The sequence below is a fragment of the Actinacidiphila oryziradicis genome (assembly GCF_005047355.1).
Lineage (GTDB): Bacteria > Actinomycetota > Actinomycetes > Streptomycetales > Streptomycetaceae > Actinacidiphila > Actinacidiphila oryziradicis.
In genome coordinates this window covers 247745-274298 of record NZ_SUMC01000004.1, presented here as the reverse complement: position 1 = coordinate 274298, position 26554 = coordinate 247745, and the positions used below count along the sequence as shown (strand labels likewise).

Annotated in this window: 26 protein-coding genes and 1 pseudogene; 4 read left to right on the top strand and 23 right to left on the bottom strand. The window is 70.3% G+C overall.

What is annotated here, in order from left to right:
• Window positions 1-55: 55 nt before the first annotated feature.
• A complete protein-coding gene (locus FCI23_RS62300) occupies window positions 56-184 on the bottom strand; it encodes a hypothetical protein (protein WP_265737726.1) in 129 nt (42 codons plus the stop codon).
• 9 nt (window positions 185-193) lie between these two features.
• On the opposite strand from FCI23_RS62300, the gene FCI23_RS59315 reads away from it, so the two are divergent.
• On the top strand, window positions 194-478 hold the full coding sequence (locus FCI23_RS59315) for a hypothetical protein (protein WP_246143434.1): 285 nt from the start codon (window positions 194-196) through the stop codon (window positions 476-478).
• Between the two features lie 67 nt (window positions 479-545).
• Here the strand turns inward: FCI23_RS59315 and FCI23_RS56190 are convergent, their stop codons facing one another.
• The 7 genes from FCI23_RS56190 to rpe all read right to left on the bottom strand — a co-directional run bounded on the left by FCI23_RS56190 (window position 546) and on the right by rpe (window position 7734).
• The gene (locus FCI23_RS56190; RefSeq protein ID WP_169316697.1) at window positions 546-713 is read right to left on the bottom strand and encodes a hypothetical protein; all 168 of its coding nucleotides are present in this window, start codon (window positions 711-713) and stop codon (window positions 546-548) included.
• A 27-nt stretch (window positions 714-740) separates the two neighbouring features.
• A complete protein-coding gene (locus FCI23_RS06880) occupies window positions 741-1538 on the bottom strand; it encodes an alpha/beta fold hydrolase (protein ID WP_136722542.1) in 798 nt (265 codons plus the stop codon).
• Window positions 1539-2080: 542 nt separating this feature from the next.
• Window positions 2081-3727 carry an APC family permease gene (locus FCI23_RS06875; protein ID WP_136722541.1) on the bottom strand — a complete coding sequence of 549 codons (1647 nt, stop codon included), beginning with the start codon at window positions 3725-3727 and terminating at the stop codon, window positions 2081-2083.
• Window positions 3728-3888: 161 nt separating this feature from the next.
• Window positions 3889-5064, bottom strand: coding sequence for a L,D-transpeptidase (locus FCI23_RS06870; RefSeq protein WP_136722540.1), 1176 nt, complete (start codon window positions 5062-5064; stop codon window positions 3889-3891).
• A 302-nt stretch (window positions 5065-5366) separates the two neighbouring features.
• A complete protein-coding gene (locus FCI23_RS06865) occupies window positions 5367-5834 on the bottom strand; it encodes a barstar family protein (protein WP_136722539.1) in 468 nt (155 codons plus the stop codon).
• Between the two features lie 103 nt (window positions 5835-5937).
• A complete protein-coding gene (locus FCI23_RS06860; protein ID WP_211265232.1) occupies window positions 5938-6924 on the bottom strand; it encodes a sugar-binding transcriptional regulator in 987 nt (328 codons plus the stop codon).
• Window positions 6925-7068: 144 nt separating this feature from the next.
• Window positions 7069-7734: a ribulose-phosphate 3-epimerase gene (gene rpe, locus FCI23_RS06855; RefSeq protein ID WP_136722537.1), complete on the bottom strand. Its 666-nt coding sequence runs from the start codon at window positions 7732-7734 to the stop codon at window positions 7069-7071.
• A 38-nt stretch (window positions 7735-7772) separates the two neighbouring features.
• On the opposite strand from rpe, the gene FCI23_RS56185 reads away from it, so the two are divergent.
• A complete protein-coding gene (locus FCI23_RS56185; protein WP_169316696.1) occupies window positions 7773-8003 on the top strand; it encodes a hypothetical protein in 231 nt (76 codons plus the stop codon).
• A 6-nt stretch (window positions 8004-8009) separates the two neighbouring features.
• Here the strand turns inward: FCI23_RS56185 and FCI23_RS06845 are convergent, their stop codons facing one another.
• The 3 genes from FCI23_RS06845 to def form a co-directional block, all read right to left on the bottom strand.
• Entirely contained in the window at window positions 8010-9467 is a 1458-nt protein-coding gene (locus FCI23_RS06845; RefSeq protein ID WP_136722535.1) for an RsmB/NOP family class I SAM-dependent RNA methyltransferase, read from the bottom strand.
• Window positions 9468-9596: 129 nt separating this feature from the next.
• Window positions 9597-10529, bottom strand: a complete 933-nt coding sequence (fmt, locus tag FCI23_RS06840) for a methionyl-tRNA formyltransferase (protein ID WP_136722534.1) — start codon at window positions 10527-10529, stop codon at window positions 9597-9599.
• A gap of 34 nt (window positions 10530-10563) precedes the next feature.
• The gene (gene def, locus FCI23_RS06835; RefSeq protein WP_136722533.1) at window positions 10564-11109 is read right to left on the bottom strand and encodes a peptide deformylase; all 546 of its coding nucleotides are present in this window, start codon (window positions 11107-11109) and stop codon (window positions 10564-10566) included.
• Between the two features lie 212 nt (window positions 11110-11321).
• Between def and FCI23_RS06830 the strand changes: the two genes are divergently transcribed.
• The gene (locus tag FCI23_RS06830) at window positions 11322-11819 is read left to right on the top strand and encodes a hypothetical protein (protein WP_136722532.1); all 498 of its coding nucleotides are present in this window, start codon (window positions 11322-11324) and stop codon (window positions 11817-11819) included.
• A 230-nt stretch (window positions 11820-12049) separates the two neighbouring features.
• Window positions 12050-12394: pseudogene (locus FCI23_RS06825) on the top strand (ABC transporter permease subunit); the annotation flags it as partial.
• A 42-nt stretch (window positions 12395-12436) separates the two neighbouring features.
• On the opposite strand, the gene FCI23_RS06820 reads toward FCI23_RS06825, so the two are convergent.
• The 12 genes from FCI23_RS06820 to FCI23_RS06770 form a co-directional block, all read right to left on the bottom strand.
• The gene (locus FCI23_RS06820; protein WP_136722531.1) at window positions 12437-14605 is read right to left on the bottom strand and encodes a primosomal protein N'; all 2169 of its coding nucleotides are present in this window, start codon (window positions 14603-14605) and stop codon (window positions 12437-12439) included.
• A 97-nt stretch (window positions 14606-14702) separates the two neighbouring features.
• Window positions 14703-14828: a hypothetical protein gene (locus FCI23_RS62295; RefSeq protein WP_265737725.1), complete on the bottom strand. Its 126-nt coding sequence runs from the start codon at window positions 14826-14828 to the stop codon at window positions 14703-14705.
• Between the two features lie 222 nt (window positions 14829-15050).
• Window positions 15051-16259: a methionine adenosyltransferase gene (gene metK / locus FCI23_RS06815; RefSeq protein WP_136722530.1), complete on the bottom strand. Its 1209-nt coding sequence runs from the start codon at window positions 16257-16259 to the stop codon at window positions 15051-15053.
• A 198-nt stretch (window positions 16260-16457) separates the two neighbouring features.
• Window positions 16458-17666, bottom strand: coding sequence for a bifunctional phosphopantothenoylcysteine decarboxylase/phosphopantothenate--cysteine ligase CoaBC (coaBC, locus tag FCI23_RS06810; RefSeq protein WP_136722529.1), 1209 nt, complete (start codon window positions 17664-17666; stop codon window positions 16458-16460).
• Window positions 17667-17772: 106 nt separating this feature from the next.
• On the bottom strand, window positions 17773-18042 hold the full coding sequence (rpoZ, locus tag FCI23_RS06805; protein WP_136722528.1) for a DNA-directed RNA polymerase subunit omega: 270 nt from the start codon (window positions 18040-18042) through the stop codon (window positions 17773-17775).
• A gap of 40 nt (window positions 18043-18082) precedes the next feature.
• Complete coding sequence (gene gmk / locus FCI23_RS06800; RefSeq protein ID WP_136722527.1) at window positions 18083-18676, bottom strand: guanylate kinase; 594 nt, start codon at window positions 18674-18676, stop codon at window positions 18083-18085.
• Window positions 18677-18715: 39 nt separating this feature from the next.
• On the bottom strand, window positions 18716-19039 hold the full coding sequence (locus tag FCI23_RS06795) for an integration host factor (RefSeq protein ID WP_136722526.1): 324 nt from the start codon (window positions 19037-19039) through the stop codon (window positions 18716-18718).
• Window positions 19040-19329: 290 nt separating this feature from the next.
• Window positions 19330-20166 (bottom strand): orotidine-5'-phosphate decarboxylase, encoded by an 837-nt coding sequence (gene pyrF / locus FCI23_RS06790; protein WP_136722525.1) that lies wholly within the window; start codon window positions 20164-20166, stop codon window positions 19330-19332.
• The gene (locus FCI23_RS06785) at window positions 20163-21296 is read right to left on the bottom strand and encodes a quinone-dependent dihydroorotate dehydrogenase (RefSeq protein ID WP_136722524.1); all 1134 of its coding nucleotides are present in this window, start codon (window positions 21294-21296) and stop codon (window positions 20163-20165) included. The genes pyrF and FCI23_RS06785 overlap by 4 nt, the downstream gene beginning before the upstream one ends.
• 213 nt (window positions 21297-21509) lie before the next feature.
• Entirely contained in the window at window positions 21510-24821 is a 3312-nt protein-coding gene (carB, locus tag FCI23_RS06780; RefSeq protein WP_136722523.1) for a carbamoyl-phosphate synthase large subunit, read from the bottom strand.
• Window positions 24814-25986, bottom strand: a complete 1173-nt coding sequence (gene carA, locus FCI23_RS06775; RefSeq protein ID WP_136722522.1) for a glutamine-hydrolyzing carbamoyl-phosphate synthase small subunit — start codon at window positions 25984-25986, stop codon at window positions 24814-24816. The genes carB and carA overlap by 8 nt, the downstream gene beginning before the upstream one ends.
• Window positions 25983-26543 (bottom strand): PH-like domain-containing protein, encoded by a 561-nt coding sequence (locus FCI23_RS06770; RefSeq protein ID WP_136722521.1) that lies wholly within the window; start codon window positions 26541-26543, stop codon window positions 25983-25985. The genes carA and FCI23_RS06770 overlap by 4 nt, the downstream gene beginning before the upstream one ends.
• Window positions 26544-26554 lie beyond the last annotated feature (11 nt).

Here is a 26554-nt window from a genome sequence, read left to right as displayed (position 1 = left end):
CGGTCGAGGCGTTTCTGGCCGACATCGACGTCGGCAGGGTGATACGCGGTGCGCGTCAGATGTCGGTCCGCTCTTCGACGCCGTCCTCGCCGACCAGGTCGGCGCGATCCTCGACACCGTCCCGCTCACCGCGGACGACCTGCCCGGCTATGCCGTCCGCCTCTACGACGCCTATCTCGAGCACCCGCAACTGGTGCGTCTGGCGACCTGGGCCCGTCTGGAACGATCACCCGAGGGTCACCTCTTCGCCGAGGCGGACGAAGCACCCAAGGTCCGGGCCATCGCCGAGGCGCAGGACGCTGGACACATCGATCCCACCCTGCCCCCGGCCGACGTGCACTCCATGGTCATCTCCCTCGCCATGACCTGGTCCCCCAGCAGCCTCACCTACACCGCCACCACCAAAGACCCCGACGCAGACCACGAACGCCGCCGCGCCGGCCTCGCCGAAGCCGTACGCCGCGCCTTCCGCCCCTGACAACGGCGCCGCAAAGGGCTGTGGTGAGTGAGCCTGCTCATGAAGACGCCGCAGGACTTCCCAGCGGCTACCTCGCTCCGGCCAGTGACCCGGCGATCCGTTTCAACGCCCTGTCCTGCTGGTACGGGCTGCTGATCTTGGCCGCGACGCGTTGGGCCGCGGCAGGGCCGATCCGCGCCAGTGCCGCGGCGGGCTTGACCGACGCCTCTTGGTCGTGCGGCCCCGCGTCCGGCACGCGTCCCGTCCGGCAGGTCTCAGCCGGTCAGTCGGCCGTGAGGAATCGAATGATCTCGGGGAACGCCGCAGGGTCCTGGATGAAGAACAGGTGACCCCCGTCGAACAGCCGCAACTCGGCGTTCGGGATCTGCTTGCCGATGGCGGCGCTGTTTTCCGGTGGGGCGATGCCGTCGTACCGGCCCGCTGCGACGAGAGTCGGGCAGTTGACGCGCGGCAGGCGCTCGTAGACGTCGTGGCCGGACCGCGCCGCCATCTGAAGCGCCTCCCCGTTGAGCACCTGGTCGGACTTCTGCGGCGCCGAGCGTTCGACCAGCCCTGCGGTCAGGGCCCGGTCGGCGTCGTGGCCGGCCAGCCATTCGGGAGTGAAGCGGGTGTCGAGGATGCGCGTATAGAGAGCCGCCCGGTCGGCCGGAGCCATGTCCACCAGCGTGTGGAGCGGAAACGACGAGCCGCCGGCCCCGCCCGGCGAGGTGCACAGGAGAGCAAGCCGCTCGATACGGTCCGGGGCCGTGACCGCCAGTTCCTGAGCGACCATGCCACCGAAGCTCACTCCCAGCAACCGGAACAGCTCCCACCCGAGGTGGTCGGCCAAGGCAGCGGCGTCCGCCGCCAGATCGGCCATCGCGTACGGGCTGTCGGGCAAGCCCGTACGGCCCAGCCCTCTTTGGTCAAAGGCTGCGACGTCGAAGTGCCGGGCGAGGAAAGCGAGCAGAGGAGCGCTCTCGGCCAGCGTGCCACCGGACCCGTTGAGGAACAGCAGCCTCGGCCCCGAGCCGGACCGCTGGTAATTGAAGTCGATCCCGTTGAGACGCACGGTCGTCATGTCACTGCTCCTCGCCATCCAGTCAATCCATTGTGCGACCACCTCAAGAGGGGTACCCGGAACTTCCAGGTGACGCCCGTGAGTTGTTCGGAGGCGGGGGCTCCGTTGAACTCGGGTCGGCGGCGCGACCGCGCCCGCGGCGGTCGCCAGATCCTTGGCCGCCACGCTGTCGCCGCCGCTCAGGACAAGTGCGGGCGCAAACACCGTGGCGGTAAGGGCCGCAGCTGCCTGCTCCAGTTCCGGGTGGCGGGTCTTGTCCATTCCGGCGGCCAACATCGCCTGGAACAGCCGGCGCCGCTGACGGCGAAGCGGATGTAGCTGCGGCCCGGCGCGGCCGGTCGGTCGACCGGGTCGCTGTCCGGTGCTGATTCCGCCCGGACCGCGTCGCCCGGGGCGTGTGAGGAGCGCAGTGCGAGCGCGGCCAACAGCGTGTCCGTGATCTCCTGCCGGACAGTGCGCTGGTGAACGGCCGCGGGCGGCCGGCCTGTGGTCAGCGTCTTCCACGCCTCAAGGACACGTGCCGCCCCACCTGGAGGCGGGGATCAGTGGATGCCGGCTTCTTCCGGCACGACCACCTCATCGACCATCCGTTGGATCTGCTCGGTCGGCAGGGCCACCGCGATCGCCCAGAAGTAGATGACGATACTGAACGCTGCGACGACGACCATGTCCCACCACAGTGGGAACCACGGGTGCTTCAGCGGCCCGAAGTCGCTGAGGTAGACGATCAGCCCCATGCCGATCAGATAGACGGGCAGCCACTGCGCAGCTCGCAGATCGAGCTGCGGCGTCGTCGGGTTCATCTTGAACACACGGTTGGCGATCAGGATGACGTAGCCGATCAGGATCGCGACGCCCAGTTTCCAGTCCGTGGTCCATCCCGACCACAGGATCAGCAGGTTGGCGACGACGAAGGCCAGTGGCGATATCCAGGTCCCGCCGGGCAGCCGGTAGGGACGGTCGGCGTTGGGCAGGCGGCTGCGGAACACTCCGAAGGACAGCGGTGCACCGGCATACATCAGCACGCTGGCGCTGGTGATCAGCCCCACGAGTGAGCGCCAGCTCGGGAACGGCAGAAAGCAGATACAGCCGATCACGAAGGCGGTGAGGAGTCCGACCCATGGCACGCCGCGCCGGTTGGTCGTCTCGAAGGCCGACGGCACGTATCCATTGCGGCTGAGCCCGTAGGAGACCCGCGAGCTTGCGGTGATATAGATCAGGCCGGTACCGCCGGGTGAGATGATGGCGTCGAGGTAGAGGATCGCAGCCAGCCAGCCCAGGCTGATGAGGGTGGCGACTTGGGCGAACGGACCGGTCAGAGTGTTGAACGCGGCCGTGGCCCAGGTGCCGTGGATCTGTGAGGGGGGCAGTGCGGCGAGGAACACGACCTGCAGCAGGATGTAGATGATCGCGCCGATCACAATGGAGCCGATCACCGCGCGCGGAATGTCGTGTTTCGGGTTGGCGCTCTCCCCCGCGAGCTGGTCCGCCTGTTCGAAGCCCAGCAGGGCGAAAATGATGCCGCTCGTGGAGACCGCGGACAGGATTCCCTTCGCGCCGTAGGGGTTGAACCCGTCAGCGGCCGTGAAATTGCTGCCGTGGAACTGGGCGATGGCGAACACGAAGATCGTCAGCAGCGGAATGCCGACTTTCCACCACGTCGCCGTGCTGTTGGTGCGCGCCAGCAGCCGAATGCTGAGGAAGTTGACGGCGGTGATGACCGCCATCAACCCGACCGCGACGGCGAGCCCGGAACCGGTCAGAATGTGCTGGCCGCCTTTGATCTTCAGCCAGCCGTTCGCCCACGAGTAGTGCTGGCCATAAGTGATCATCGCCAGCACCTCGATCGGTGCCACCGTGGCCGCCTGCAGCCAGGAGAACCACCCGAACGACGCTCCCGCGGCCCCGCCGAACGCGTAGTGCGGGAAGCGGGCCGTGCCTCCGGACACCGGATACATCCCACCGAGCTCAGCGTGCACCAGCGCCAAGATCAAGATCGCGGCACCGCCGATGACCCAGGAAATGATCGCCGCGGGCCCGGCGACCGCCAGCGCGCCCTGCGCGCCGAACAGCCAACCGGATCCGATGATCGACCCCTCCGACGCCCAGATCAGCCCGATGAAACCGATCTCTCGCTTCAGGCCGGGCCGGCTGCCTCCCGGAGTGGGGGTTACTTCGGATATGGCCATGCCCCACGCCCCTCCGCCAAAGGTGGTCTACATCACAATCGTGCCATGCTCAGTACAGCGTTCGATACCGGAGAAACATCCGCATATCGCGGCCCTCGGGAGTATGTGGCCGCGTGCGCGCGCCGGGCTCTGGCCACCCTCGTCGTCGGCCATCGGGCCGATTACGCCAGAGCGCTGCCGGCCTTCCAGGCCGCCCAGTCGACGTTCCAGTCCCCGTAGCCGTTGTTGGTAGCCACTGTGTCCTTGGACTTCACGACCGTGACGGGGTCGCCGGGATGAACCTGCTCGAAGAACCACTTGGCGTCGCTGGTGCTCATGCCGATGCAGCCGTGGCTGCCGTTGACCTTGCCGAACTTACCCTCGTTCCAGGGCGCGGCGTGCGTATATGTGCCGGACGGGGTGAGCTGGACGTCCCACTTGACCTCGCCGAGGTTGTACGCCTGGGATCCGAAGATGCCGACGGTGGAGGAGTTCATCCGGATGGTCGGGACCTTGTTCAGGACCACCATGGTGCCGTTCCAGGTCTCGAAGCCCACCTTGCCGGAGGAGACCGGCAGCGTCTTGACCACCTTGCCGCCCTCGGCCACGGTCATGGTCTTCTTCACCACGTCGACGGTACTGGTGACCGCCTGGCCAATGGTGAAGTCGACGACCCGCTCCTGGGTGCCGTACACCCCACCCGCGTTCACCCCTGCCAGGTTCATGTGCAGGATGACCTTCGTACCCGGTTTCCAGTAAGTCTTGGGCCGGTAGTCGATCCTGTCCTTGCCGTTGCGGTCCTTCATCCAGCTCCACGCCCCCTCGACCGCTGGGAAAGCAGTGACGGACAGCTTCCGCTCGACAGCCGCCCTGTCGTGGATCGGCTTGTTGAAGGTGATGGACACCGGCATCGCAACCCCGACGGTGGTGCCCTTGTCGGGATAGTACTCACCGGCGAACGTGCTCTTCGCTGCCTCGGTGGTGAAGGTGACGGTCTTGGCCAGCTTCTTGCCACCGGAACCCGCGCCATGGGCGTTCACGGTGTAGGTCGCACCAGGGGCCAGCGCAGTGGCGGAGGTCCAGATGGCCTTGCCCTTGGACCAGGACCCGCTGACCTTGCCCGGACCGGGAGCGCTGACCTCTACGGAGGACAGTGTGCCGCCCTCGGCCCGTACGGTGATTCTCTTGCCGACCGGGACCTTGCCGCTGCCGCTCGCGGGCTCCACCGATATCGCGGACGTGCCGTTGCCGCCGGTGTTTCCGCTGCTGCAGCCGGCCAGGACCACGACGGCGGTTGCGGCGAGTGCGAGCAGGCGCACGGCCCTGCGGCCGAGCCCCCCTATCGAGCGCTGTCGCATCTGGTCGATTCTCCTTCATTGGCGCCGCCCGGTCTCCACGCGAACGCTTGACAAGCTCTCGCGGTGGCCTACCGCCATCGCCTTCCCGTGGGGGGCTTCTCTATGTGCGCCGCGGCGGCGTGGGGCCTCGCCTGTGCCCGAAAAGCTGTGGCGGAGGTTGTCAAGACCCCTGGAATCACACGACAAGGGTCAGGTGGTCAGGTGCGTGGGGCCCGGAAGTCAGCGGGGTCCGACCCACGCAGCAATTCAGCACGAAGTCAGCACGGGACGTCCTCGGCTTTGCGCGATCGCGCGGGACCCGGCTATGGACAAAGATCCTGGCCTGAGGTGTCGCCGCTGGTGGCTTCCTCCAGGAGCACCGCGAGCGGGGTGTCCGCCTTGTCCTGCCAGTACTCGACAGCGTCCGCGAGGATCCCGCGCGCGATGCCCCATCCGTGCGGATCCGCGGCGGCGTAGGCCTGCCAGCCGCGTACGAGGAGGAGCCTGCCGCCGCCGTTGCCGTAGGGGGGCCAGGACAGGTCGGTGAAGCAGTCCGCCAGTGCGTCCCAGTTGCGGCCGAAGTATTCGGGGAGCCACAAGTCGTGTGCGCACCGGTCCATGAAGGCGTCCTTGCCGGTGACCCCGGTGAGATCGAGCAGAGCAGTGCGCCATCCTGCGCGGCGGGCGGCTTCCTCGATGTCGGCGGGGGGCAGGGCGGCCGGCTGCCAGGGCAGGAGGGCCGGCGGGGCGGCGCCGTCGAGTACGGCGAGCAGGCCATCGGGAGCCTTCATCTGAACCCATTTCTGCCGCTGCCCGGCGGGAGGCTGTCCGGCGGGTCCCGCTGCACGCCATGGTACCGGCGGTGCCGCAAGATCCTCCTCCGCCGGAGGGGTCCTACCGGCCGTCCGGGTCCGCGCGGTCCAGGGCGGGCCGGGGCATTGGCCGGGTGGCGTGCAGGAGGTAGTCGGCGGCGGCGGTGTCGGTGACAAGGCTGGTGACGAGGCCCGAGCGGAGGACCGCGTCGATGGCATCGCCCTTGCGGCGGCCGCCGGCGATGGCGAGGACCTCGGGGATGAGGCGGAGCCGGTCGGGCTCGATGGTGATGCAGCGCTCGCCGAGGTCGCGGCCGACGCGGCGTCCGTCGCCGTCGAAGAGATGGGAGGACATCTCGGCGGCGACACCGAGATCGACGTAATGCTCGCGTTCGGCGTCGGTGAGGGCGTCGTGGACGGTGGAGACGCCTGCCTCCCAGGAGCCGATGGAGACGACGGCGACGGTGACCTTGTCGAAGTAGCTCATGGCGGCGGCGATGCCGCTCTGCGCGCGCAGAGCGGTGGCGGTGGCACGGTCGGGCAGCACCATGGGGGCGTACATGGGGTGCGCCTCGCCGCCGGAGACGGCGGCGGCGGCCCGGACTGCCTCGACGGAGCCGCGGTCGGCGGTGCCGGCGTCGTAGACGCCGGTGAGCTGGACGACGGTGCAGGGCGGCAGCCGGTCGAGGGAATTGGCCATGGTGATGATGGACCGGCCCCAGGCGAGGCCCAGGACATCACCCTCGGTGACCAGCTCACCGAGCAGGCCGGCTGCGACGGCGCCGAGGTTCTCCGGGTCGGGCCCGTCTGACTCGGCCGCCGGGGACTCCACGACGACGGCGTGCCGGAGGCCGTACTTGGCGCGGAGCGCGTCCGAACGCTCGGCGTCGAGTTCGGCGGGGACGCGGATCTCGATCCGTACCAGATCGCGCTCGAGCGCGGTTTCCAGGACCCGGGCCACCTTGAAGCGGCTGACGCCGAACTCCTCAGCGATCTGGATCTTGGATTTCCCTTCGAGGTAGAAGCGGCGCGCCATAGCGGCTGCTTGGACCATCTCTCCGGGACCCATGCGCACCTGCGTGCGGGCTGTGGTCACGTCGTACTCCCGAATTGCCCAACTGATCGGCTCTGCGCTCATCCTCGCAGATACGGAAGGCTTCCGGGACCCGCGCGATTCCCGTTCAGCGGCCCGTAACCACCCGTAGCCCCGCCGTCAGTGACCGCATGCCCCAGCTGCCTGCTTACGCAGCTCCCGCACCGCCTCGGCCGGGTCCTGGGCGCCGTAGACGGCCGAGCCGGCGACGAACACATCGGCTCCGGCCTCCGCGCAGCGCTCGATGGTGGCGGCGGAGACGCCGCCGTCCACCTGGAGCCAGAGTTCCAGGCCGTGCCGGTCGATGAGCTGCCGGGCGCGGCGGATCTTGGGGAGCATGATGTCGAGGAAGGCCTGGCCGCCGAAGCCGGGCTCGACGGTCATGATCAGCAGCATGTCGAGTTCGGGGAGGAGATCCTCGTACGGCTCGACGGGAGTGGCGGGCTTGAGCGCCATGGAGGCGCGGGCTCCCTTGGCGCGGATCTCGCGGGCCAGCCGTACGGGCGCGGCGGCGGCCTCGACATGAAAGGTGACGGAGCCGGCGCCGGCCTCGATGTACTGCGGGGCCCAGCGGTCCGGATCCTCGATCATGAGATGCAGGTCGAGCGGGATGTCGGTCGCCCTGCGGAGCGACTCGACGACCGGAACGCCGAGCGTGAGGTTGGGGACGAAGTGGTTGTCCATCACGTCGATATGGAGCCAGTCGGCGCCCTCGACCGCCCGCGCTTCGTCAGCGAGCCGGGCGAAGTCGGCGGACAGGATGCTCGGATTGATCTGCGGGGCCATGCCATCCAGTATGGCGGTGCCGCCGGCGGCTACTGCACATGGGTGCGGGACTCCTCGTCCTCCTCGTCATCGGCGGCGGCACTCGGTTGAAGACGAGCGTGCTGACGCCGAGGGCCGCCGCGAAGGACAGCACGACGATCCCGATGAGCACCAGCGGTGCGATCAGCGCGCGCAGCAGGATGCCGAGGATGAGCAGCCGCATCGCCCGCCGCCCCACCCCTCCCGGCCCGCATAGCCGGACTTGCGCCCCCTACGCCGCCGGGACGTAAGCACTTTCAGCCCACGCGGCGGAGCAGCGCCAAGTACATCGCATCGGTGCCGTGCACGTGCGGCCAGAGCTGGACGTCCGGGCCCTCACCGAGCTCGGGCACCCCTGGCATAAGCGGCCGGGCGTCGACCCACTCCGCTTCCACGCCGTCGGCGCGCAGTACGTCCGTCACCACCGCCCGGGTCTCCGCCGGGTGCGGCGAGCACGTCGCGTACCCCACCACCCCACCGACCCGAACCGCGCGCAGAGCCTCGCGCAGCAGCCCGCGCTGCAACGGTGCGAAGCCCGCGACGTCCTCGGCGCGGCGCCGCCAGCGTGCCTCGGGACGGCGGCGCAGCGCGCCGAGACCGGTGCACGGCACATCGACGAGTACGCGGTCGAAGGCGCCCTCCGCCCAGACCGGCCGCGTGCCGTCCGCGACGACCACCTGGTACGGGCCCGGGTTGCCGGCCAGCGCCCTGGCCACCAGCCGCGCGCGGTGCGGTTGCTTCTCCGCCGCCACCAGCACCGCCCCGCGCTGCGCGGCGAGCGCCGCGAGCAGTGCCGCCTTGCCGCCGGGACCCGCGCAGCCGTCCAGCCAGCGCCCGTCCGGGCCTTCCAGCGGGGCCGCGGCCAGAGCGGCCGCGACCAGCTGGCTGCCCTCGTCCTGCACCCCCGCCCGGCCTTCGCGCACCGCCTCCACCGCCGCCGGGTCACCGCCCTCGGTCAGCCGCACGGCGTACGGCGACCAGCGGCCCGGCTCCGTCGCGTCCGGCGGGAGCGACTGCGCCAGCTCCTCGGCGCTCGACCGGCCCGGGCGGGCCACGAGCGTCACCTCGGGGCGCTCGTTGTCCGCCTCCAGCAGGTCCTCGATGCCGGCCCGGCCGCCGCCCAGCGCGTCCCACAACGCGGAGACGATCCAGCGAGGATGCGAGTGCACGACGGCCAGATGCTGCTCCGGATCCTCGTCGTACGGCGGCGCCACCTGGTCCAGCCAGGCCTCCAGGTCCTGCGCGGCGATCCTGCGCAGCACCGCGTTCACGAACCTCGCGCGCCCGTCGCCGAGCACCACCCGCGCCAGCTCCACCGATGCCGACACCGCGGCATGCGTCGGGATCCTCGTCCCCAGCAACTGGTGCGCCCCCAGCGCCAGCACATCCAGCACCGGCGGGTCCACCTCCCGCAGCGGCCGGTCCACGCACGCCGCGATCACCGCGTCGTAGGTCCCCTGCCTCCGCAGCGTCCCGTACACCAACTCCGTCGCCAGCGCCGCGTCCCGCCGGTCGAATTCCTGGCCCTTCTTCGCCGCCTCCGCCTCGGCTCCCCGCAGCAGCCCCGGCAGCACCAGGTTCGCGTACGCGTCCCGCTCGTCCACCGCCCGCAGCGCCTCGAACGCCAGAATCCGCACGGGGTCGCGCTGCGGCCTGCGGTACGGCTTGCCCTTCCGGGCGGCGGGACTGGGGCGGCGGCTCGACGCTTCGCTCACGTGAAAGGTGCTCCGGGATCAGGATGACAGTGCTGAGGCCACACTACGTCGCCCTCGCCGGGCCGGCCGGTGCGGCGCCGGGTACCCCGGCAGAGGCGCGCCTGCCGCCGCGCGCCGGCCAGGCCAGAGCTATAGCCCGAGCCGCTCGCCGGAGGCGATGCGGGCACCGCGTGCCCAGTCCGCGGCCCGCATCCGCTTCTTGCCCTGCGGCTGAACCTCGCCGAGCTCAACCGCATGGCTGCCCGTGCCGACGAGCACCGCGTTCTTGGCGACCGCGAGCTCGCCCGGCGCGAGCTCGCCCCCGTCCGGCGCCGGGCGGACCGGGCCCAGCTTGAGCCGCTCGCCGTGGAAGCGGGTCCAGGCCCCCGGCGCCGGGGTGCAGCCGCGTACCAATCGGTCGACCCTCAAGGCGGGAGCCGTCCAGTCGACCAGCGCGTCCTCGACTGTGATCTTCGGGGCGAGGGTGATCCCGTCCGCCGGCTGTGGGTGCGCCACGAGGGTGCCGTCCTCGATGCCGTCCATCGTGGCGGTGAGCAACCGCGCCCCGCTGTGCGAGAGGCGGGTGAGCAGGTCACCGCTGGTGTCGTCGGGCCGTACGTCCTCCGTGACGACGCCGTAGACCGGCCCGGAGTCGAGCCCTTCCTCGATGAGGAACGTTGAGGCGCCGGTGATGTCGTCGCCGGCCATCACAGCGTGCTGGACCGGCGCCGCGCCGCGCCACGCCGGGAGCAGTGAGAAGTGCAGGTTGACCCAGCCGTGGTCCGGGATCTCCAGGGCGGCCTTGGGCAGCAGCGCACCGTAGGCCACCACGGGGCAGCAGTCCGGCGCGATCTCCCGCAGCCGCGTCAGGAAGTCCTCGTCGCGCGGCCGGGTCGGCTTGAGCACCTCGATACCGGCCTCCGCCGCGCGCTGCGCCACCGGGCTCGTGAGGAGCTTGCGACCGCGCCCGGCGGTCGCGTCGGGCCGGGTGACGACGGCGACGACCTCGTGCCGGTCGGACGCCAGCAGGGCGTCCAGGGCGGGGACGGCAGCCTCGGGGGTGCCGGCGAAGACGAGCCTCATGTAGTTGCGGAGCCTTTCCGGATAGGAACGGGGATCAGAGAGCGCGGCCGAAGGTGCTGTGCGGGGAGATCCTGACCTGCGGGACGACGGCCCCGGCCCACTCCGTCTCGCGGATCGCCTTCATCGCGGCCTTGCGGTGCTCCTCGTCGAGCCGGTCGATGAAGATGATGCCGTCGAGGTGGTCGGTCTCGTGCTGGATGCAGCGGGCGAGCAGTTGTGTGCCCTCGATGGTGACCGGGTCGCCGTGCATGTTGAAGCCCTTGGCGACCACGCCGTACGCCCGCAGGCAGTCGAACGTGAGTCCGGGCAGTGAGAGGCAGCCCTCGGGGCCGTCCTGCTCCTCCTCGCTGAGGCTGAGGTCCGGGTTGACGAGATGGCCGAGCTCGCCCTCCACGTAGTACGTGAAGACGCGCAGGGAAACGCCTATCTGCGGCGCCGCCAGGCCCGCCCCGGGCGCGTGCTGCATCGTCTCGGTCAGGTCCTTCACGAGGTTGCGGAGTTCCTTGTCGAAGGTGGTGACAGGCTGCGCCGTCATGCGCAGCACCGGGTCGCCGAAGAGGCGGATCGGCTGGACGGACACCGGCAGGCTCCCGTGGTCGGACGGTTCAAGGACAGCAACCCAGTCTATGGGGCCGGACGACAGGGGCGTACGCGCCCGAGTGCGCCCCCTGGGGTGTGGCCGCGCCCCCAAATGCGTGACTCCGGGGGAGGCTGGCGCGTTGGTCAAACGAGATTGACCGATAGCGGGCCGACGGCCCGATCCATTCCAGAGCCGGTTCGAGAGGCCTGTAGATGCCCGACCACGCAACTCACGACGCCCAGGCAAGGGCAAGTCTGCACCTCCTGGTGCGGGACATCGAAAGGGTCCGCCGCCAAGTCGACGCACTGCGGACCCTCACCGCCCAGTTGGGCAACGTCTACCGTCCACGGCGCAGCGGACCCTCCGCGGGATTCGTCGTCTACGGCCGCGCCCCCGCCCCCACCGTCCGGCTCGCCCAGGAATTGCGCGACAGCGTGGAGACCCTGGTCACCGCCGCGGTGGAGTTCGACCGCTCGCTGGGCTTCTCCTGGGACGCCGTCGGCTCGGCGCTGGGCGTCACCAAGCAGGCGGTGCACCGCCGCTACGGGACCCGGCGGGCCGCCGCGCTCATGGCGGAGGAAGCCGCGAACGAGGCGGCGCACTCCGTCGTGCCCTCTGTCCCCGTCGCCCGGTCCGTTCCCCAGCTCACCTCGCCCGGTGCCCGGGAGGAGGTCCTGCCGAGGGCGCTGCCCGGCCCCCGCATTGGCTGACCCTCCTCCCGGGGGCCCGGCACGCCACGCCGCCCCGCCGTCCGCCACACCGGACGCCGGGGCGGCGGCGTCGCGCCGGAGACCAGTGTGAACCGGTGGCTCGACGGCCTGCGCGGCCTCCCCCGTCGGCGACGACGAGATCGCCCTCAACCCCCCGGACCCCGGCGAGGACATGGTGGTCCTGGACGCCCTGCGCGGCCTTCTCACGGCGCCGCTGACAGCTCCGCGCGTCGGTCCCGGACGAGCTGGAGGAGGCGGCGATGATCGACGGGGCGAGCCGGGCCCGCTTCCTGTGGCAGGTGCTCTTCCCCCTGGTCCTGCCCGGTCTCGCGGCGACCAGCAGCTCCTCGTTCATCGGCGCCTGGAACGACTTCCTGTTCGCCAAGTCCTTCATCATCAGCGCCGTCCGGTACTCCACTCTCCCGATGGCCCCGCTCGTCTTCTTCAAGCCCGAGCAGAACGACTGGGGAGGCATCATGGCGGGCTCCACGGTGATGACCGTGCCGGTGCTGGTCTTCTTCGTCCTGGTGCAGCGCCGACTGGTCTCGGGCCTCGCGGGGGCGGTGAAGGGCTGACGGTTCAGCCCCGCCGCAGAGCCCCGGACGTGGGGGCTGCCGCTACCCGATGTCCGGCGGATCGATCCTGACCCTCACCGGATCGCTCTGCTTACGCGCTGTACGAGCCGTCTGGGCGGCCTTCAACGCCGCCGCCAACGCGGCACCGGTGCCCGGCCGGACCCGCAGCAGCACCCGGTCCCACCGCTCCCCCGGCGGAGGATCCCCCGGGCGGCGCGGTCTGCCCGGTCCGGGCGCCGATACGGGCAGCGGCACCGGGCCGAGCACATCCGTCCCCTCCGGGAGGTGCGCCGTCGCCACTAGATCGGCCACCGCCGCCGCGCTCCCCGTGACCGACGCCATCCGGGACACCGGAGGAAACCCCAGCTCGGCGCGGTCCGCCAATTCGCGCACGGCGAATCCTGCCGGGTCCCATCGCACCAGCGCCTGCACCGGGCGCAGAGTCGGCTCCCCGAGTACGACGACTGTGCCGCCCTCCCCCGCCGGGCGCACCAGCGCCGCAGCGGCCGTCCAGCGCCGCAGCGTCTCCTCACCGGCCCGCAGATCCGGCCGGTTCAGCAGTGCCCAGCCGTCCAGCAGCAGCGCCGCCGCGTAGCCGCCCGCCGCGACCGGCTCGGCCCCCGGCGTCGAGATCACCAGGGCCGGCGCGTCCGGCACCGACGGCAGTATCCCGTCCCGGCCCGAGGTGCGGACCGGGACCTTCGGGAAGGCCCGGCCCAGCTCATCGGCGGTCCGGCGGGCACCCACCACCTGGGCACGCAGCCGGAAACCGCCGCACTCCTGGCAGTGCCAGGCCGCTTCCGGACGGCCGCACCACGTACAGCGCGGCGCACTGTCCCCGCCCGTCAGCTCCAACGGGCCCGCACAATTCCCGCAGCGCGCCGGCTCCCGGCACCGCTCGCAGGCCAGTCTCGGCACATACCCGCGGCGCGGCACCTGCACCAGCACCGGCCCACGCAGCAGCGCGTCCCGCGTCACCTGCCAGGCAAGGGACGGCAACCGCGCGGCCCTGGCCGCCGCGTCCCTCGCCTCGTCCAGCTCACCGACCGTACGTATCAGCGGCGCCGCCGCCCGCACCTGCTCGCGGCCCGCGCCGAGCGGCAGCGCCCACCCGGTGTCGACGAGCTGCGCCCCCTCGACGGTGCACGTCAGCCCACCCAGCAGAAATCCGGCCCGCTCCTCGGTCGCCCTGAGCAGCAGCACCTCCCGCGCATGCGGCTGCGGCGCGTGCGGCTCTGCATGGCTGGAGTCCCCGTCGTCCCACAACGCCACCAGCCCCAGGTCCGCCACCGGAGCGAACATCGCCGCACGCGTGCCGACCACGGCCCGCGCCGAACCCCGGCTGATCGCAAGCCATCGCCGGTACCGCTCCTCCGGCCCCGCGTCCGCCGTGAGCAGCACATGGTGGCCCGCGCCCAACAGCTCGGTGAGCGCCGCGTCCACCCGCCCCGCCGCCCGGCCGTCCGGCAGCACGGCCAGCGCTCCCCTCCCCGACGCCAGTGTCGCCGCTATCGCCCGCGCCAGCTCCTGCGGCCAATGCGGACCCGGCAGCGCCGTCCACACCGCCCTCGGCGCGTCCCCCCTGGCCAGAGCCAGCAAAAACGCCGGCCCCGTCCCATAGCGCGACCAGCTCCCCCGCGCCGGCGCCTCCGGACGCGGCAGCGGTTCAGTCACCGGCTCCGCCTCCGCTTTCGCCCTCCTGGGCGGCACCGCCAGCTGCACCACATCCGCCAGCGCCCCCGCATACCGGTCCGCCACCGCCCGGCACAGCGCCAGCAGACTCGGGGTCAGTACCGGCTCCGGCGACAGCACTTGCGCCAGCGGCGCCAGCGGCCCCCGGTAATCGCTCTCCGTCAGCCGCTCCACCACAAATCCGTCATGCAGCTCCCCGCCCTCCCGCCGCCCCTTCACCACCCTCGCCCCGAACCTCACCCGCACCCGAACCCCCGGTTGCGCCTCGGCGTCCATCGCCTCCGGCACCGCGTAGTCGAAGTACTGGTCCAGATGCAGCAGCCCCTTGTCCACCAGCACCCGCGCCACCGGCAGCTCCCCCGCCAGCGCCGCCCCACGCCACGTCCGCGGCTTGGCCCTCGGTTCCCTGGCCTTCCGCACCGTCTCCCGGATAAACGCGAGCTGCTCACCCCCGCCGCCCGCCTCCGGCTGCCCGTCCTCCCTGCTCACAGCTCCAGTCTTAGCAGACCGCACCGACATCACCGCCCCGCGCGATGCGCTCCCTGGGGCCGCCCCGAGGCGCCGGTCCAGGATCGGCCCGCCGGTCCTCGCCGCTCCTCCCGGATTCCCGGGCTGCCTACCGATCGGCAGGCAGCAGGCGAAACGCCTTGTGGCCGGTCAGCGGCCGCACCGTACGGAAGTCCCGGTGGCCGAGGTCGTCCGGATCCGCGTAGACCATGGTGCGCTTGAGAGCCTTAGACATATGCTAGGGCACTCATACGTCCGGGCGTCCTACCCGGACGGCACGTCCGACAAGGCGGGGGCAGTCGCCGTCCACTGGGGTCGGCAAAGGCGCCGCCCTCGGCGTGACCTGCGGGGTTGCCCAAGCCGTGGCCGCTCAACCGTCCGCCGCGACAACTGAGGCCCGGCCCCCAGCCAGCGGGGTCCGGGCCTCAGTACATGCGGGTGACCAGCAATCAGCGCCCTACAGGCCGACAGCCTTGCGCAGCGCCTCGACGCGGTCGGTGCGCTCCCAGGTGAAGTCCGGGATCTCGCGGCCGAAGTGCCCGTACGCCGCGGTCTGGGCGTAGATCGGCCGGAGCAGGTCCAGGTCACGGATGATCGCGGCGGGGCGGAGGTCGAAGACCACGCCGATGGCCTGCTCGATCCGGTCCACATCCGCCGTGGCGGTGCCGAAGGTCTCGACGAAGAGACCGACGGGCTCTGCCTTGCCGATGGCGTAGGCGACCTGGACCTCGCAGCGCGAGGCGAGTCCGGCGGCGACGACGTTCTTGGCGACCCAGCGCATGGCATAGGCGGCGGAGCGGTCGACCTTGGAGGGGTCCTTGCCGGAGAAGGCACCGCCGCCGTGGCGGGCCATACCGCCGTAGGTGTCGATGATGATCTTCCGCCCGGTAAGGCCGGCGTCGCCCATGGGGCCGCCGATCTCGAAGCGGCCGGTGGGGTTGACGAGCAGGCGGTACCCCTCGATATCGAGCTTGATGCCTGCTTCGAGCAGCGCCTTGAGCTCCGGCTCGACCACGAACTCGCGGATGTCAGGGGCGAGCAGCGACTCGAGGTCGATGTCGGAGGCGTGCTGGGAGGAGACGACGACGGTGTCGAGGCGGACGGCCTTGGCTCCGTCGTACTCGATGGTGACCTGGGTCTTGCCGTCGGGGCGGAGATAGGGGATGGTCCCGTTCTTGCGGACCTCCGACAGACGGCGGGAAAGCCGGTGCGCCAGCGTGATCGGCAGGGGCATGAGCTCGGGCGTCTCGTCGCAGGCGTAGCCGAACATCAGGCCCTGGTCGCCCGCGCCCTGCCGGTCGAGCTCGTCCTCATCGCCCTCGACGCGATTCTCGTACGCGGTGTCCACACCCTGCGCGATGTCCGGGGACTGGGCGCCGATGGAGACGGAGACACCGCAGGAGGCGCCGTCGAAGCCCTTCTTCGACGAGTCGTAGCCGATCTCGAGGATCTTGTTTCGCACGAGGGTCGCGATGTCCGCGTAGCCCTTGGTAGTGACTTCACCGGCGACATGCACCAGGCCGGTGGTAATCAACGTCTCGACGGCCACCCGGGAGGTGGGGTCCTCTTTGAGAAGAGCGTCGAGAATGGTGTCGCTGATCTGGTCAGCGATCTTGTCTGGGTGTCCCTCGGTGACGGACTCCGAGGTGAACAGGCGGCGGGACACATCGCTCCCTGGGGTTGCAGCGGCTGCTGGCTAGATCATTGTTGGCTCGCGCGGGGCTGCGCCCGGCATGCCTCGGCTAGTTTATCGTTCGACTCGTCCGTACGGGCACGGCACCCCGAAGCTTGGGAGTGCTGTGACCTGCGACACCTTATTGCGTTGAGCGGATGTCAGGGTTTTATTGGCACCGGTGTGTCAAGTTCAGCTGAATTTCGGTGCCACCAGGGTCCACACCAGTTCGGCGAGATCTTCCTTGGGTCCGTAGGGGACGGGCGTCTCACTGCCGTCGGCTCCGAGGACCACGGCCTCGTTCTCCTCGGAACCAAAGGCCTTGTGTTCGCCCACTTCGTTGACAACGAGCAGGTCGCAGCCCTTGCGGGCGAGCTTGGCCCGTCCGTTGGCCTGCACGTCGTCGGTCTCGGCGGCGAAGCCGACGACGATCTGGCCCGGTCGCTGGCGGTCTGTGGAGAGCTCGGCCAGGATGTCCGGGTTCCGCACCAGCTCAAGGGGCGGCGGCTCTTCGCCGTCCTTCTTCTTGATCTTTCCCGTTACGTAGTGGGCCGGTCGAAAATCGGCCACGGCGGCGGCCATGACGACCGCGTCGGCGTCCGCGGCGGCCTTCAGTACCGCTTCGCGCAGCTGTGCGGCGGTGCCGACCCGTACGACATCTACGCCGGCCGGGTCCGGCAGGGTGGTGTTGGCGGCGATGAGCGTGACCCGGGCGCCGCGGGCGACGGCGGTGCGGGCGAGGGCGTAACCCTGCTTGCCGGAGGAGCGGTTGCCGAGGTAGCGCACGGGATCCAGCGGCTCGCGGGTGCCGCCGGCGCTGACGACGACATTGCGTCCGGCGAGGTCAGCGACCGCGGACTGCGGGCCGCGGGCCAGTACCCGGCGACAGATCTCGAAGATCTCGGCGGGGTCGGGGAGCCGGCCCTTGCCGGTGTCGACGCCGGTGAGCCGGCCGACTGCGGGCTCGAGGACGAGGGCGCCCCGGCGGCGGAGTGTCGCGACGTTCTCCTGGGTGGCCGGGTGTTCCCACATCTCGGTGTGCATGGCGGGGGCGAAGAGCACCGGGCATCGGGCGGTGAGGAGGGTGTTGGTCAGCAGGTCGTCGGCGAGGCCGTGCGCAGCCTTGGCGAGGATGTCGGCGGTGGCCGGGGCGACGACCAGCAGATCGGCGCCCTGGCCGATGCGAACGTGCGGGACCTCGTGCACGGCGTCCCAGACCTGGGTGGAGACGGGGTGGCCGGAGAGCGCGGACCAGGTCGCCTCGCCGACGAAGTGCAGAGCGGACTCGGTGGGCACCACCCGTACGTCATGGCCGGACTCGGTGAACCGCCGAAGCAGCTCGCACACCTTGTAGGCGGCGATCCCGCCGCTCACGCCCAGAACGACCTGTGGCTTGCCCATCGTCTCTCCCGCCGAGGTGTAGGTGGTGTACCGGCACTGGCTCCATCACACACCACGGGCCTGGCGGCTGTGCCGCCAGGCCCGTGGTGACAGATACCGGGTGCCGCTACTGGGCCGCCTCGACGGCCTCGGAGGTCAGCAGGCCCGCGTTGATCTCGCGCAGTGCGATCGACAGCGGCTTCTCGTGGACGTGGGTGTCGACGAGCGGGCCGACGTACTCCAGCAGGCCTTCACCGAGCTGGGAGTAGTAAGCGTTGATCTGACGTGCACGCTTGGCCGCGTAGATCACCAGGCTGTACTTGGAATCGGTGGCCTCAAGCAGCTCATCGATCGGCGGATTGATGATGCCCTCGGGCTGGGTCATGGAAGAGGACACGCTCTGCCTTCCGATAAGAGTGGAACTGATCAGAATGCGATCAGGCTACGTTCATGAAGGTTAGCAGCTCGCGCGCTACATCCTCGACGGAGGTGTTGACAAGGGTCACGTCGAACTCCGATTCCGCCGCCAGCTCCACTCGCGCCGCCGCCAGCCGCTCCTTGATCACCTCGGGCGATTCAGTACCGCGCCCGGTGAGCCGGCGGACCAGCTCCTCCCAGCTCGGCGGGGCCAGGAAGATCAGCTGGGCCTCGGGCATCGACTCCCGGACCAGCCGGGCGCCCTGCAGATCGATTTCGAGCAGCACCGACTCGCCCGCGGCGAGCTTTTCCAGTACGGCACCCCGTGGCGTGCCGTAGCGGTTGCCCGCGAACTCGGCCCATTCCAACAGCTCTCCGTTGGCGACGAGCTTGTCGAACTCGTCGTCGTCCACGAAGTAGTACTGCACTCCGGGCTTCTCACCGGGACGCGGCTTACGGGTGGTGGCCGACACCGAGAGCCAGACCTCGGGGTGGACCTTGCGCATATGGGCGACGACCGTGCTCTTGCCGACCCCTGAGGGGCCGGAGAGCACGGTCAGCCGCGGATGTCCCGGAGGGACGGGGGTCGTCCCCCGGGAAACTGCAGTACTCATGGAGCGATTATCCCCGGTTCCCGGAAGTGCTGGGGACCGTCAAGCGGCCGGGCTGCCGAACTCACGCTCAAGCGAAGCGATCTGGTTGGAGCCGAGGCCGCGTACACGACGGGACTCCGAGATACCGAGACGCTCCATGATCTGCTTGGCGCGGACCTTTCCCACGCCCGGGAGCGACTCGAGGAGCGCCGAAACCTTCATTTTGCCGATGACGTCGTTCTCCTGGCCCGACTTGATCACGTCATGCAGCGACGCGCCGGAGTGCTTGAGCCGGTTCTTGACCTCGGCGCGCTCCCGGCGAGCCGCGGCGGCCTTTTCGAGCGCGGCAGCGCGCTGTTCAGGAGTAAGGGGCGGAAGTGCCACGCCGTTCACCTCAGGGTTAGAACGATTGGATTCGGACCGGTGAGGAACCTAGCGGCCCCTCACCTGCGGGGCAACGCGCAACGCCTTTCATTTTGCGCGCTCCCGACGGAGACTAGCGGGCGGAACGCCCGCAGTCAGCGCAAACAAGAAGAAAAGTCCTGGTCAGCCTCAGCTGATCAGGACTTTTCGGTCAAATCACCCGCCCGAGCGAGGTCAACAGCTGACTCTCCGGCAGGACGCTGACGTTCGCCGGAGCACCCCCGCACCTGCGAAGCAGGCGAATTCCGGACTCAGCCGATGACCGCGGCCAGCTCCCCGGCCGCACGGGCAGCGGCAGCGCGCAGCGCGGCCACCGACGGGCCGTGCTTCAGCACGCCCCGGCTCACGCTGGGCACGACATCGGCTACGGCGCTGCCGAAGACCCTCCGCAAGTCGGCGGCGGTCGCGCCCTGCGCTCCGATGCCGGGAGCGAGCAGCGGGCCGTTGATGCCGAGATCGACACCGGCCTCGTCGAGGGTCGCGCCGACGACAGCACCGACGGAGCCGAGCGGCTCGGCGCCCTCGTTCTCGTCGGCGATGTGGTCGAGGATCACCTGGGCGAGTGATCTTCCGTTCGCCGCGATTGACCGCTGGACCTCAGCGCCTTCCGGATTGGAGGTCAGCGCGAGGACGAAGACTCCGCCTCCGCTGATCCGGGCGGCGTCCAGGGCCGGGCGCAGGGATCCGAAACCCAGGTACGGGCTGACGGTGACCGCGTCCGAGAAGAGCGGCGAGTCCTTGTCGAGGAAGGCGGACGCGTACGCGGCCATGGTGGAGCCGATGTCGCCGCGCTTGGCATCCATCAGGACGAGCGTCCCGGCGGCGCGGGCGTCCGCGACGGCCTGCTCCAGCACCGCGATGCCGCGCGAGCCGAAGCGCTCGAAGAAGGCGCTCTGCGGCTTGAGAACGGCCACCCGGTCGGCGAGGGCCTCCACAACGGTGCGGCTGAAGCGCTCCAGACCCGCGATGTCGTCGCCCAGGCCCCAAGAGGTGAGCAGCGCGGCGTGCGGGTCGATGCCGACACAGAGCGGGCCCCGGGTGTCCATGGCGTGGCGCAGGCGCGCGCCGAAGGGTTCCAGGATTGTCATCGGGTGGCTGCCTTCCGGGTGCCGGCGCCGACGGCCTCGGCGAGGGTGTCGTAAGGGCTGTCCTTGAGCCGCTCCGCCAGGCCGCGGTGGATCGCGGAGCACCAGAAGGGGCCCTGGTAGATGAAGGCGCTGTACCCCTGGACCAGGGTGGCGCCAGCCAGGATGCGCTCCCAGACGTCGCCGGCGGTCTCGACGCCGCCGGCACCGACCAGTGTGATCCGGTCCCCCACGCGGGCGTACAGCCTGCGCAGCACCGCCAGGGATCGGGCTTTGAGGGGCGCGCCGGACAGGCCTCCGGCGCCGATGGCCTCGACGGTGGCGCTGTCGGTGCTGAGGCCGTCGCGGGAAATGGTGGTGTTGGTGGCGATGATGCCGTCCAGGCCGAGCTCGACGGCGAGGTCGGCGACGGCGTCGATGTCCTCGTCGGCGAGGTCCGGGGCGATCTTGACGAGCAGCGGCACCCGCCGGTCGGTGACCGCACGGTCGGCGGCCTCGCGTACGGCGGTGAGCAGCGGGCGCAGATGTCCGACGGCCTGGAGGTCGCGGAGCCCGGCCGTGTTGGGCGAGGAGACGTTGACGACGAGGTAGTCGGCGTGGGCGGCGAGCCGTTCGGTGGAGGTGACGTAGTCGGCGACGGCCTCGGACTCGGGCGTGAGCTTGGTCTTGCCGATGTTGACGCCGACGGTCGTCCGGCTGCGCTTCTTGCCCAGGGCCGCGTCACGGGCCGCGAGGCGCGCGGCGACGGCCGCCGAGCCCTCGTTGTTGAAGCCCATCCGGTTGACCAGGGCGCGGTCCTTGACGAGGCGGAAGAGCCGCGGCTGCGGGTTGCCGGGCTGCGGCTCGGCGGTGACGGTGCCGATCTCGACATGGTCGAAGCCCATCATCGTCAGCCCGTCGATGCCGATGGCGTTCTTGTCGAAGCCGGCCGCGAGCCCGAAGGGGCCGTGCATGGTCCTGCCGAACGCCTCGGTGCGCAGCGCCTCGTACCTGGACCGGGGAGCGAAAGCCGCGGTGAGGAAGGTGCGCAGGACGCGGGTGCGGGCGGCGCGGCGGATCCAGGCGAAGGCGAGGTGGTGGGCCCGCTCGGGGTCTAGGCGGGTGAGGATCAGCTTGAAGAGGAGGGAGTACATTCGGGCTCTTTCTGCTCTGGGCCCTGGGCCGGTCCGGCGGGGCGGGGGTGCCTGCGGCGCTTTTCCCTCCCCGCCCCTTCCCGGCTGCGTCTGATATGCGGCTGGCGCCGCGTGGGGGGCTGCGCCCCAGACCCCGTTTTACGTGCGGGCCGGTGGCCCGGTTGTGCCCACCCGTTCCGCCCTGCGAAACGGGTGGGCACAACCGGGCAGGCCCTATGCCTCGCGGGCGTCGGTCAGTTGCTGCGCGTGCTCCTGGAGGGAGCGGACTCCGATGTCGCCGCGGTTGAGGGCGTCGATGCCCTGGACCGCGGCGGCGAGCGCCTGGACGGTGGTGAGGCACGGGACGCCGCGGGCGACGGCGGCGGTGCGGATCTCGTAGCCGTCGAGGCGGCCTCCGGTGCCGAACGGGGTGTTGACGATGAGGTCTATTCCGCCGTCGTGGATGAGCTGGACGACGGTCGGCTCGCCGCCCGGGCCGGTGCCCTCGCTCAGTTTGCGGATCACGGTGGCCTCGATGCCGTTGCGCTTGAGGACCTCCGCGGTCCCGGAGGTGGCGAGCAGTTCGAAGCCGTACGCCGCCAGGGCGCGCGCCGGGAAGATCAGGGCGCGCTTGTCGCGGTTGGCGACCGAGATGAAGGCGCGGCCCTTGGTGGGGAGGGCGCCGTAGGCGGCGGCCTGGGACTTGGCGTAGGCGGTGCCGAAGACGGTGTCGATGCCCATGACCTCGCCGGTGGAGCGCATCTCCGGGCCGAGGATGGTGTCGACGCCGCGCCCGGAGGCGTCCCGGAAGCGGCTCCAGGGCAGGACGGCCTCCTTGACGGAGATCGGCGCGTCGAGCGGGAGAGTGCCGCCGTCGCCCGTTTTCGGGAGCAGGCCTTCGGCGCGCAGCTCGGCGATGGTGGCGCCGAGGGAGATGCGGGCGGCGGCCTTGGCGAGGGGTACCGCGGTGGCCTTGGAGGTGAAGGGCACCGTGCGGGAGGCGCGGGGGTTCGCTTCGAGGACGTAGAGGATGTCCCCGGCGAGCGCGAACTGGATGTTGATCAGGCCCTGGACCCCGACCCCGCGGGCGATGGCTTCGGTGGAGGCGCGCAGCCGCTTGACGTCGTGGCCGCCGAGGGTGATGGGGGGCAGGGCGCAGGCGGAGTCGCCGGAGTGGATGCCGGCTTCCTCGATGTGCTCCATGACGCCGCCGAGGTAGAGCTCGTGGCCGTCATAGAGGGCGTCCACGTCGATCTCGATGGCGTCGTCGAGGAAACGGTCGACCAGCACCGGGCGGTCGGCGCTGATCTCGGTGGATTCGGCGATGTAGGTGGCGAGCCGGGCCTCTTCGTAGACGATCTCCATCCCGCGTCCGCCGAGGACGTACGACGGGCGTACGAGGACGGGGTAGCCGATCTCGTCGGCGATGGCCTTGGCAGCGGGGAAGGAGGTCGCGGTGCCGTGCTTGGGCGCCGGGAGGCCGGCCTCCGCGAGGACCCGGCCGAAGGCGCCGCGGTCCTCGGCGAGGTGGATGGCCTCGGGTGAGGTGCCGACAACGGGGACGCCGTTGTCCTTGAGGGCCTGGGCGAGGCCGAGCGGGGTCTGGCCGCCGAGCTGGACGATGACGCCCGCGACAGGACCGGCCTGGGTCTCGGCGTGGACGATCTCCAGGACGTCCTCCAGGGTGAGCGGCTCGAAGTAGAGCCGGTCGGAGGTGTCGTAGTCGGTGGAGACGGTCTCGGGGTTGCAGTTGACCATCACGGTCTCGTACCCGGCGTCGTGCAGCGCGAAGGAGGCGTGGACGCAGGAGTAGTCGAACTCGATGCCCTGTCCGATGCGGTTGGGCCCGGAGCCGAGGATGATGACCGCGGGTTTCTCTCGCGGCGCGACCTCGCTCTCCTCGTCGTAGGAGGAGTAGAAGTACGGGGTGTTGGCGGCGAACTCGGCGGCGCAGGTGTCGACGGTCTTGTAGACCGGGCGCACGCCGAGCGCGTGCCGGACCTCGCGGACGACGTCCTCGCGCAGGCCCCGGATACCGCCGATCTGGGCGTCGGAGAAGCCATAGCGCTTGGCGCCGGCGAGCAGCTCGGGGTCGAGCCGGTCGGCGGCGGCGAGCTCGTCGGCGATCTCCTTGATCAGGAAGAGCTGGTCGATGAACCAGGGGTCGATCTTCGTGGCGTCGAAGACCTCCTCCGGGGTGGCGCCGGCGCGGATCGCGTCCATGACGGTGTTGATCCGGCCGTCGGTCGGCACGCCCGCCTTGACGAGCAGTTCTTTCTTCTCGCCCGGCTCGCCGGTGAAGGCGAACTGGCTGCCCCTCTTCTCCAGCGAGCGCAGCGCCTTCTGCAGGGCCTCGGGGAAGTTGCGGCCGATGGCCATGGCCTCGCCGACCGACTTCATGGTGGTGGTGAGGGTGGCGTCGGCTGCGGGGAACTTCTCGAAGGCGAAACGCGGCACCTTGACCACGACGTAGTCGAGGGTGGGCTCGAAGGACGCCGGGGTCTTCTCGGTGATGTCGTTGGGGATTTCGTCGAGGGTGTAGCCGACGGCGAGCCGGGCGGCGATCTTGGCGATCGGAAAGCCGGTGGCCTTGGAGGCGAGCGCCGAGGAGCGCGAGACGCGCGGATTCATCTCGATGACGATGACCCGGCCGTCCTCGGGGTCGATCGCGAACTGAATGTTGCAGCCGCCGGTGTCCACGCCGACCTCGCGGATGATCGCGATGCCGATGTCACGCAGCCGCTGGTACTCGCGGTCGGTCAGCGTCATGGCCGGGGCGACGGTGATGGAGTCACCGGTGTGCACGCCCATGGGGTCGAAGTTCTCGATGGAGCAGACAACCACGACGTTGTCGTGCTTGTCGCGCATCAGCTCCAGTTCGTACTCCTTCCAGCCGAGGATGGACTCCTCCAGGAGCACCTCGGTCGTCGGGGAGAGCGTGAGGCCCTGGCCGGCGATACGGCGCAGCTCCTCCTCGTCGTGGGCGAAGCCGGAGCCGGCGCCGCCCATGGTGAAGGAGGGGCGGACGACGACGGGGTAGCCGCCGAGGGTGTCCACTCCGGCGAGGACGTCATCCATGGAGTGGCAGATGACCGAGCGGGCCGACTCGCCATGGCCGATCTTGGCCTTGACGGCCTCGACGACGCCCTTGAACAGCTGCCGGTCCTCGCCCTTGTGGATCGCCTCGACATTGGCGCCGATCAGCTCGACGCCGTACTTGTCGAGGACACCGGCCTCGTGGAGGGAGATCGCGGTGTTGAGGGCGGTCTGGCCGCCGAGGGTCGGCAGAAGGGCGTCGGGGCGCTCCTTGGCGATGATCTTCTCTACGTACTCCGGAGTGATCGGCTCGACGTAGGTGGCGTCGGCGATCTCCGGGTCCGTCATGATCGTGGCCGGGTTGGAGTTGACAAGGATGACCCGAAGGCCCTCGGACTTCAGGACGCGGCAGGCCTGGGTGCCGGAGTAGTCGAACTCGGCGGCCTGACCGATGACGATCGGGCCCGAGCCGATGACCAGGACGGACTGGATATCGGTGCGCTTAGGCACGCTGGCCCTCCATGAGCTGGGTGCTGTGCTTGTTCTGCTCGTCTCGCATGAGCTCGACGAAACGGTCGAACAGGTATGCCGCGTCGTGCGGGCCCGCTGCCGCTTCGGGGTGGTACTGAACGCTGAACGCGGGCTGGTCGAGCAGCCGGAGGCCTTCGACCACCTTGTCGTTGAGGCATACGTGGGAGACCTCGGCCCGGCCGTACGGCGTGTCGGAGACCCGGTCGAGCGGGGCGTCGACCGCGAAGCCGTGGTTGTGGGCGGTGACCTCGACCTTGCGGGTGGCACGGTCCTGCACGGGCTGGTTGATGCCGCGGTGGCCGTACTTGAGCTTGTAGGTGCCGAAGCCGAGCGCGCGGCCCAGGATCTGGTTGCCGAAGCAGATGCCGAACAGCGGGGTCTTGCGGTCCAGGACGCCCTTGATGACGGTGAGGTCGACGGTGGCCGGGTCGCCGGGGCCGTTGGAGAGGAACACGCCGTCGGGCTGTACCGCGTACACATCCTCCAGGCTCGCGGTCGCGGGCAGGACGTGCACCTCGATGCCGCGCTCGGCCATCCGCTGCGGGGTCATGCCCTTGATGCCGAGGTCTATGGCGGCGACGGTGAACTTCTTCTCTCCGATCGCGGGGACGACGTACGTCTCGGTGGTGGCGACCTCGGCGGACAGGTCCGCGCCCTTCATCTGAGGGCTGGCCTGCACCTTCGCGAGGAGCGTGTCCGCGTCCGCGACGGCGGCACCGGAGAAGATGCCGACCCGCATGGCGCCGCGCTCGCGCAGATGACGGGTGAGGGCACGCGTGTCGATACCGCTGATGCCGACGACGCCCTGCGTGATCAGTTCCGCGTCCAGCGAGCGCCGGGAGCGCCAGTTGGACGGGACGCGGGCGGGGTCGCGGACGACAAAGCCGGCCACCCAGATGCGGGACGACTCCGCGTCCTCGTCGTTGACGCCGGTGTTGCCGATGTGCGGGGCGGTCATGACGACCACCTGGCGGTGGTACGAGGGGTCGGTGAGCGTCTCCTGGTAGCCGGTCATACCGGTGGAGAACACCGCCTCGCCGAACGTTTCCCCCACCGCCCCGTAGGCACGGCCACGGAAAGTGCGGCCGTCCTCCAGGACGAGTACGGCGGGGATCTTCGCGGTCCCCAGGGCGGAGGTGGTCATGCTGCGCCTTCCTCGTCGTGCGTAAGGGTGTTGACGGCCTGGACCCAGGCGTCGTGCTCGGCGGCGTGCTCGGAGCGGAAGCCGGAGTCGATCAGCTTGTCGCCGTGCGCCCAGGTGATCACCAGCAGGCCGCCCTCGGTGAGGACCTTGCCCGCGATGCCCTTGTCGAGGCGGGCGCCGCGCAGTGCGGCGGCCGGGACGTAGAAGCTCGCTGCTCCGGTCCGCTCGACCTGGAGCCCCTGCTCGGTGAGGGTGAGCTGGGCAAGGCTGCGTACGCCGAGGCCGTGGGCGACGATCCGGTCCAGCCACTGTCCGGCGGTGGTGCTGCCGTGGTAGCGGCCTTTCAGCGTCAGCTGGGGCTCCCCGGGCCGCTCGGGGGCGGCGGGGAGGGCGGGGAGGTCGCTCTGGAGCGTGCCACGCCACTTCCAGCCCTCGCACATGAGCCAGTAGACGAGGACGACGAAGAGCAGCAGGCCGACGATCCAGCCGATGCGGCCCGACCAGTCGGTGACCTGCTGGGAGTGCTTCTCGACGGCGAGGACGGTCAGAGGTGTCATGGGTGTCGGTG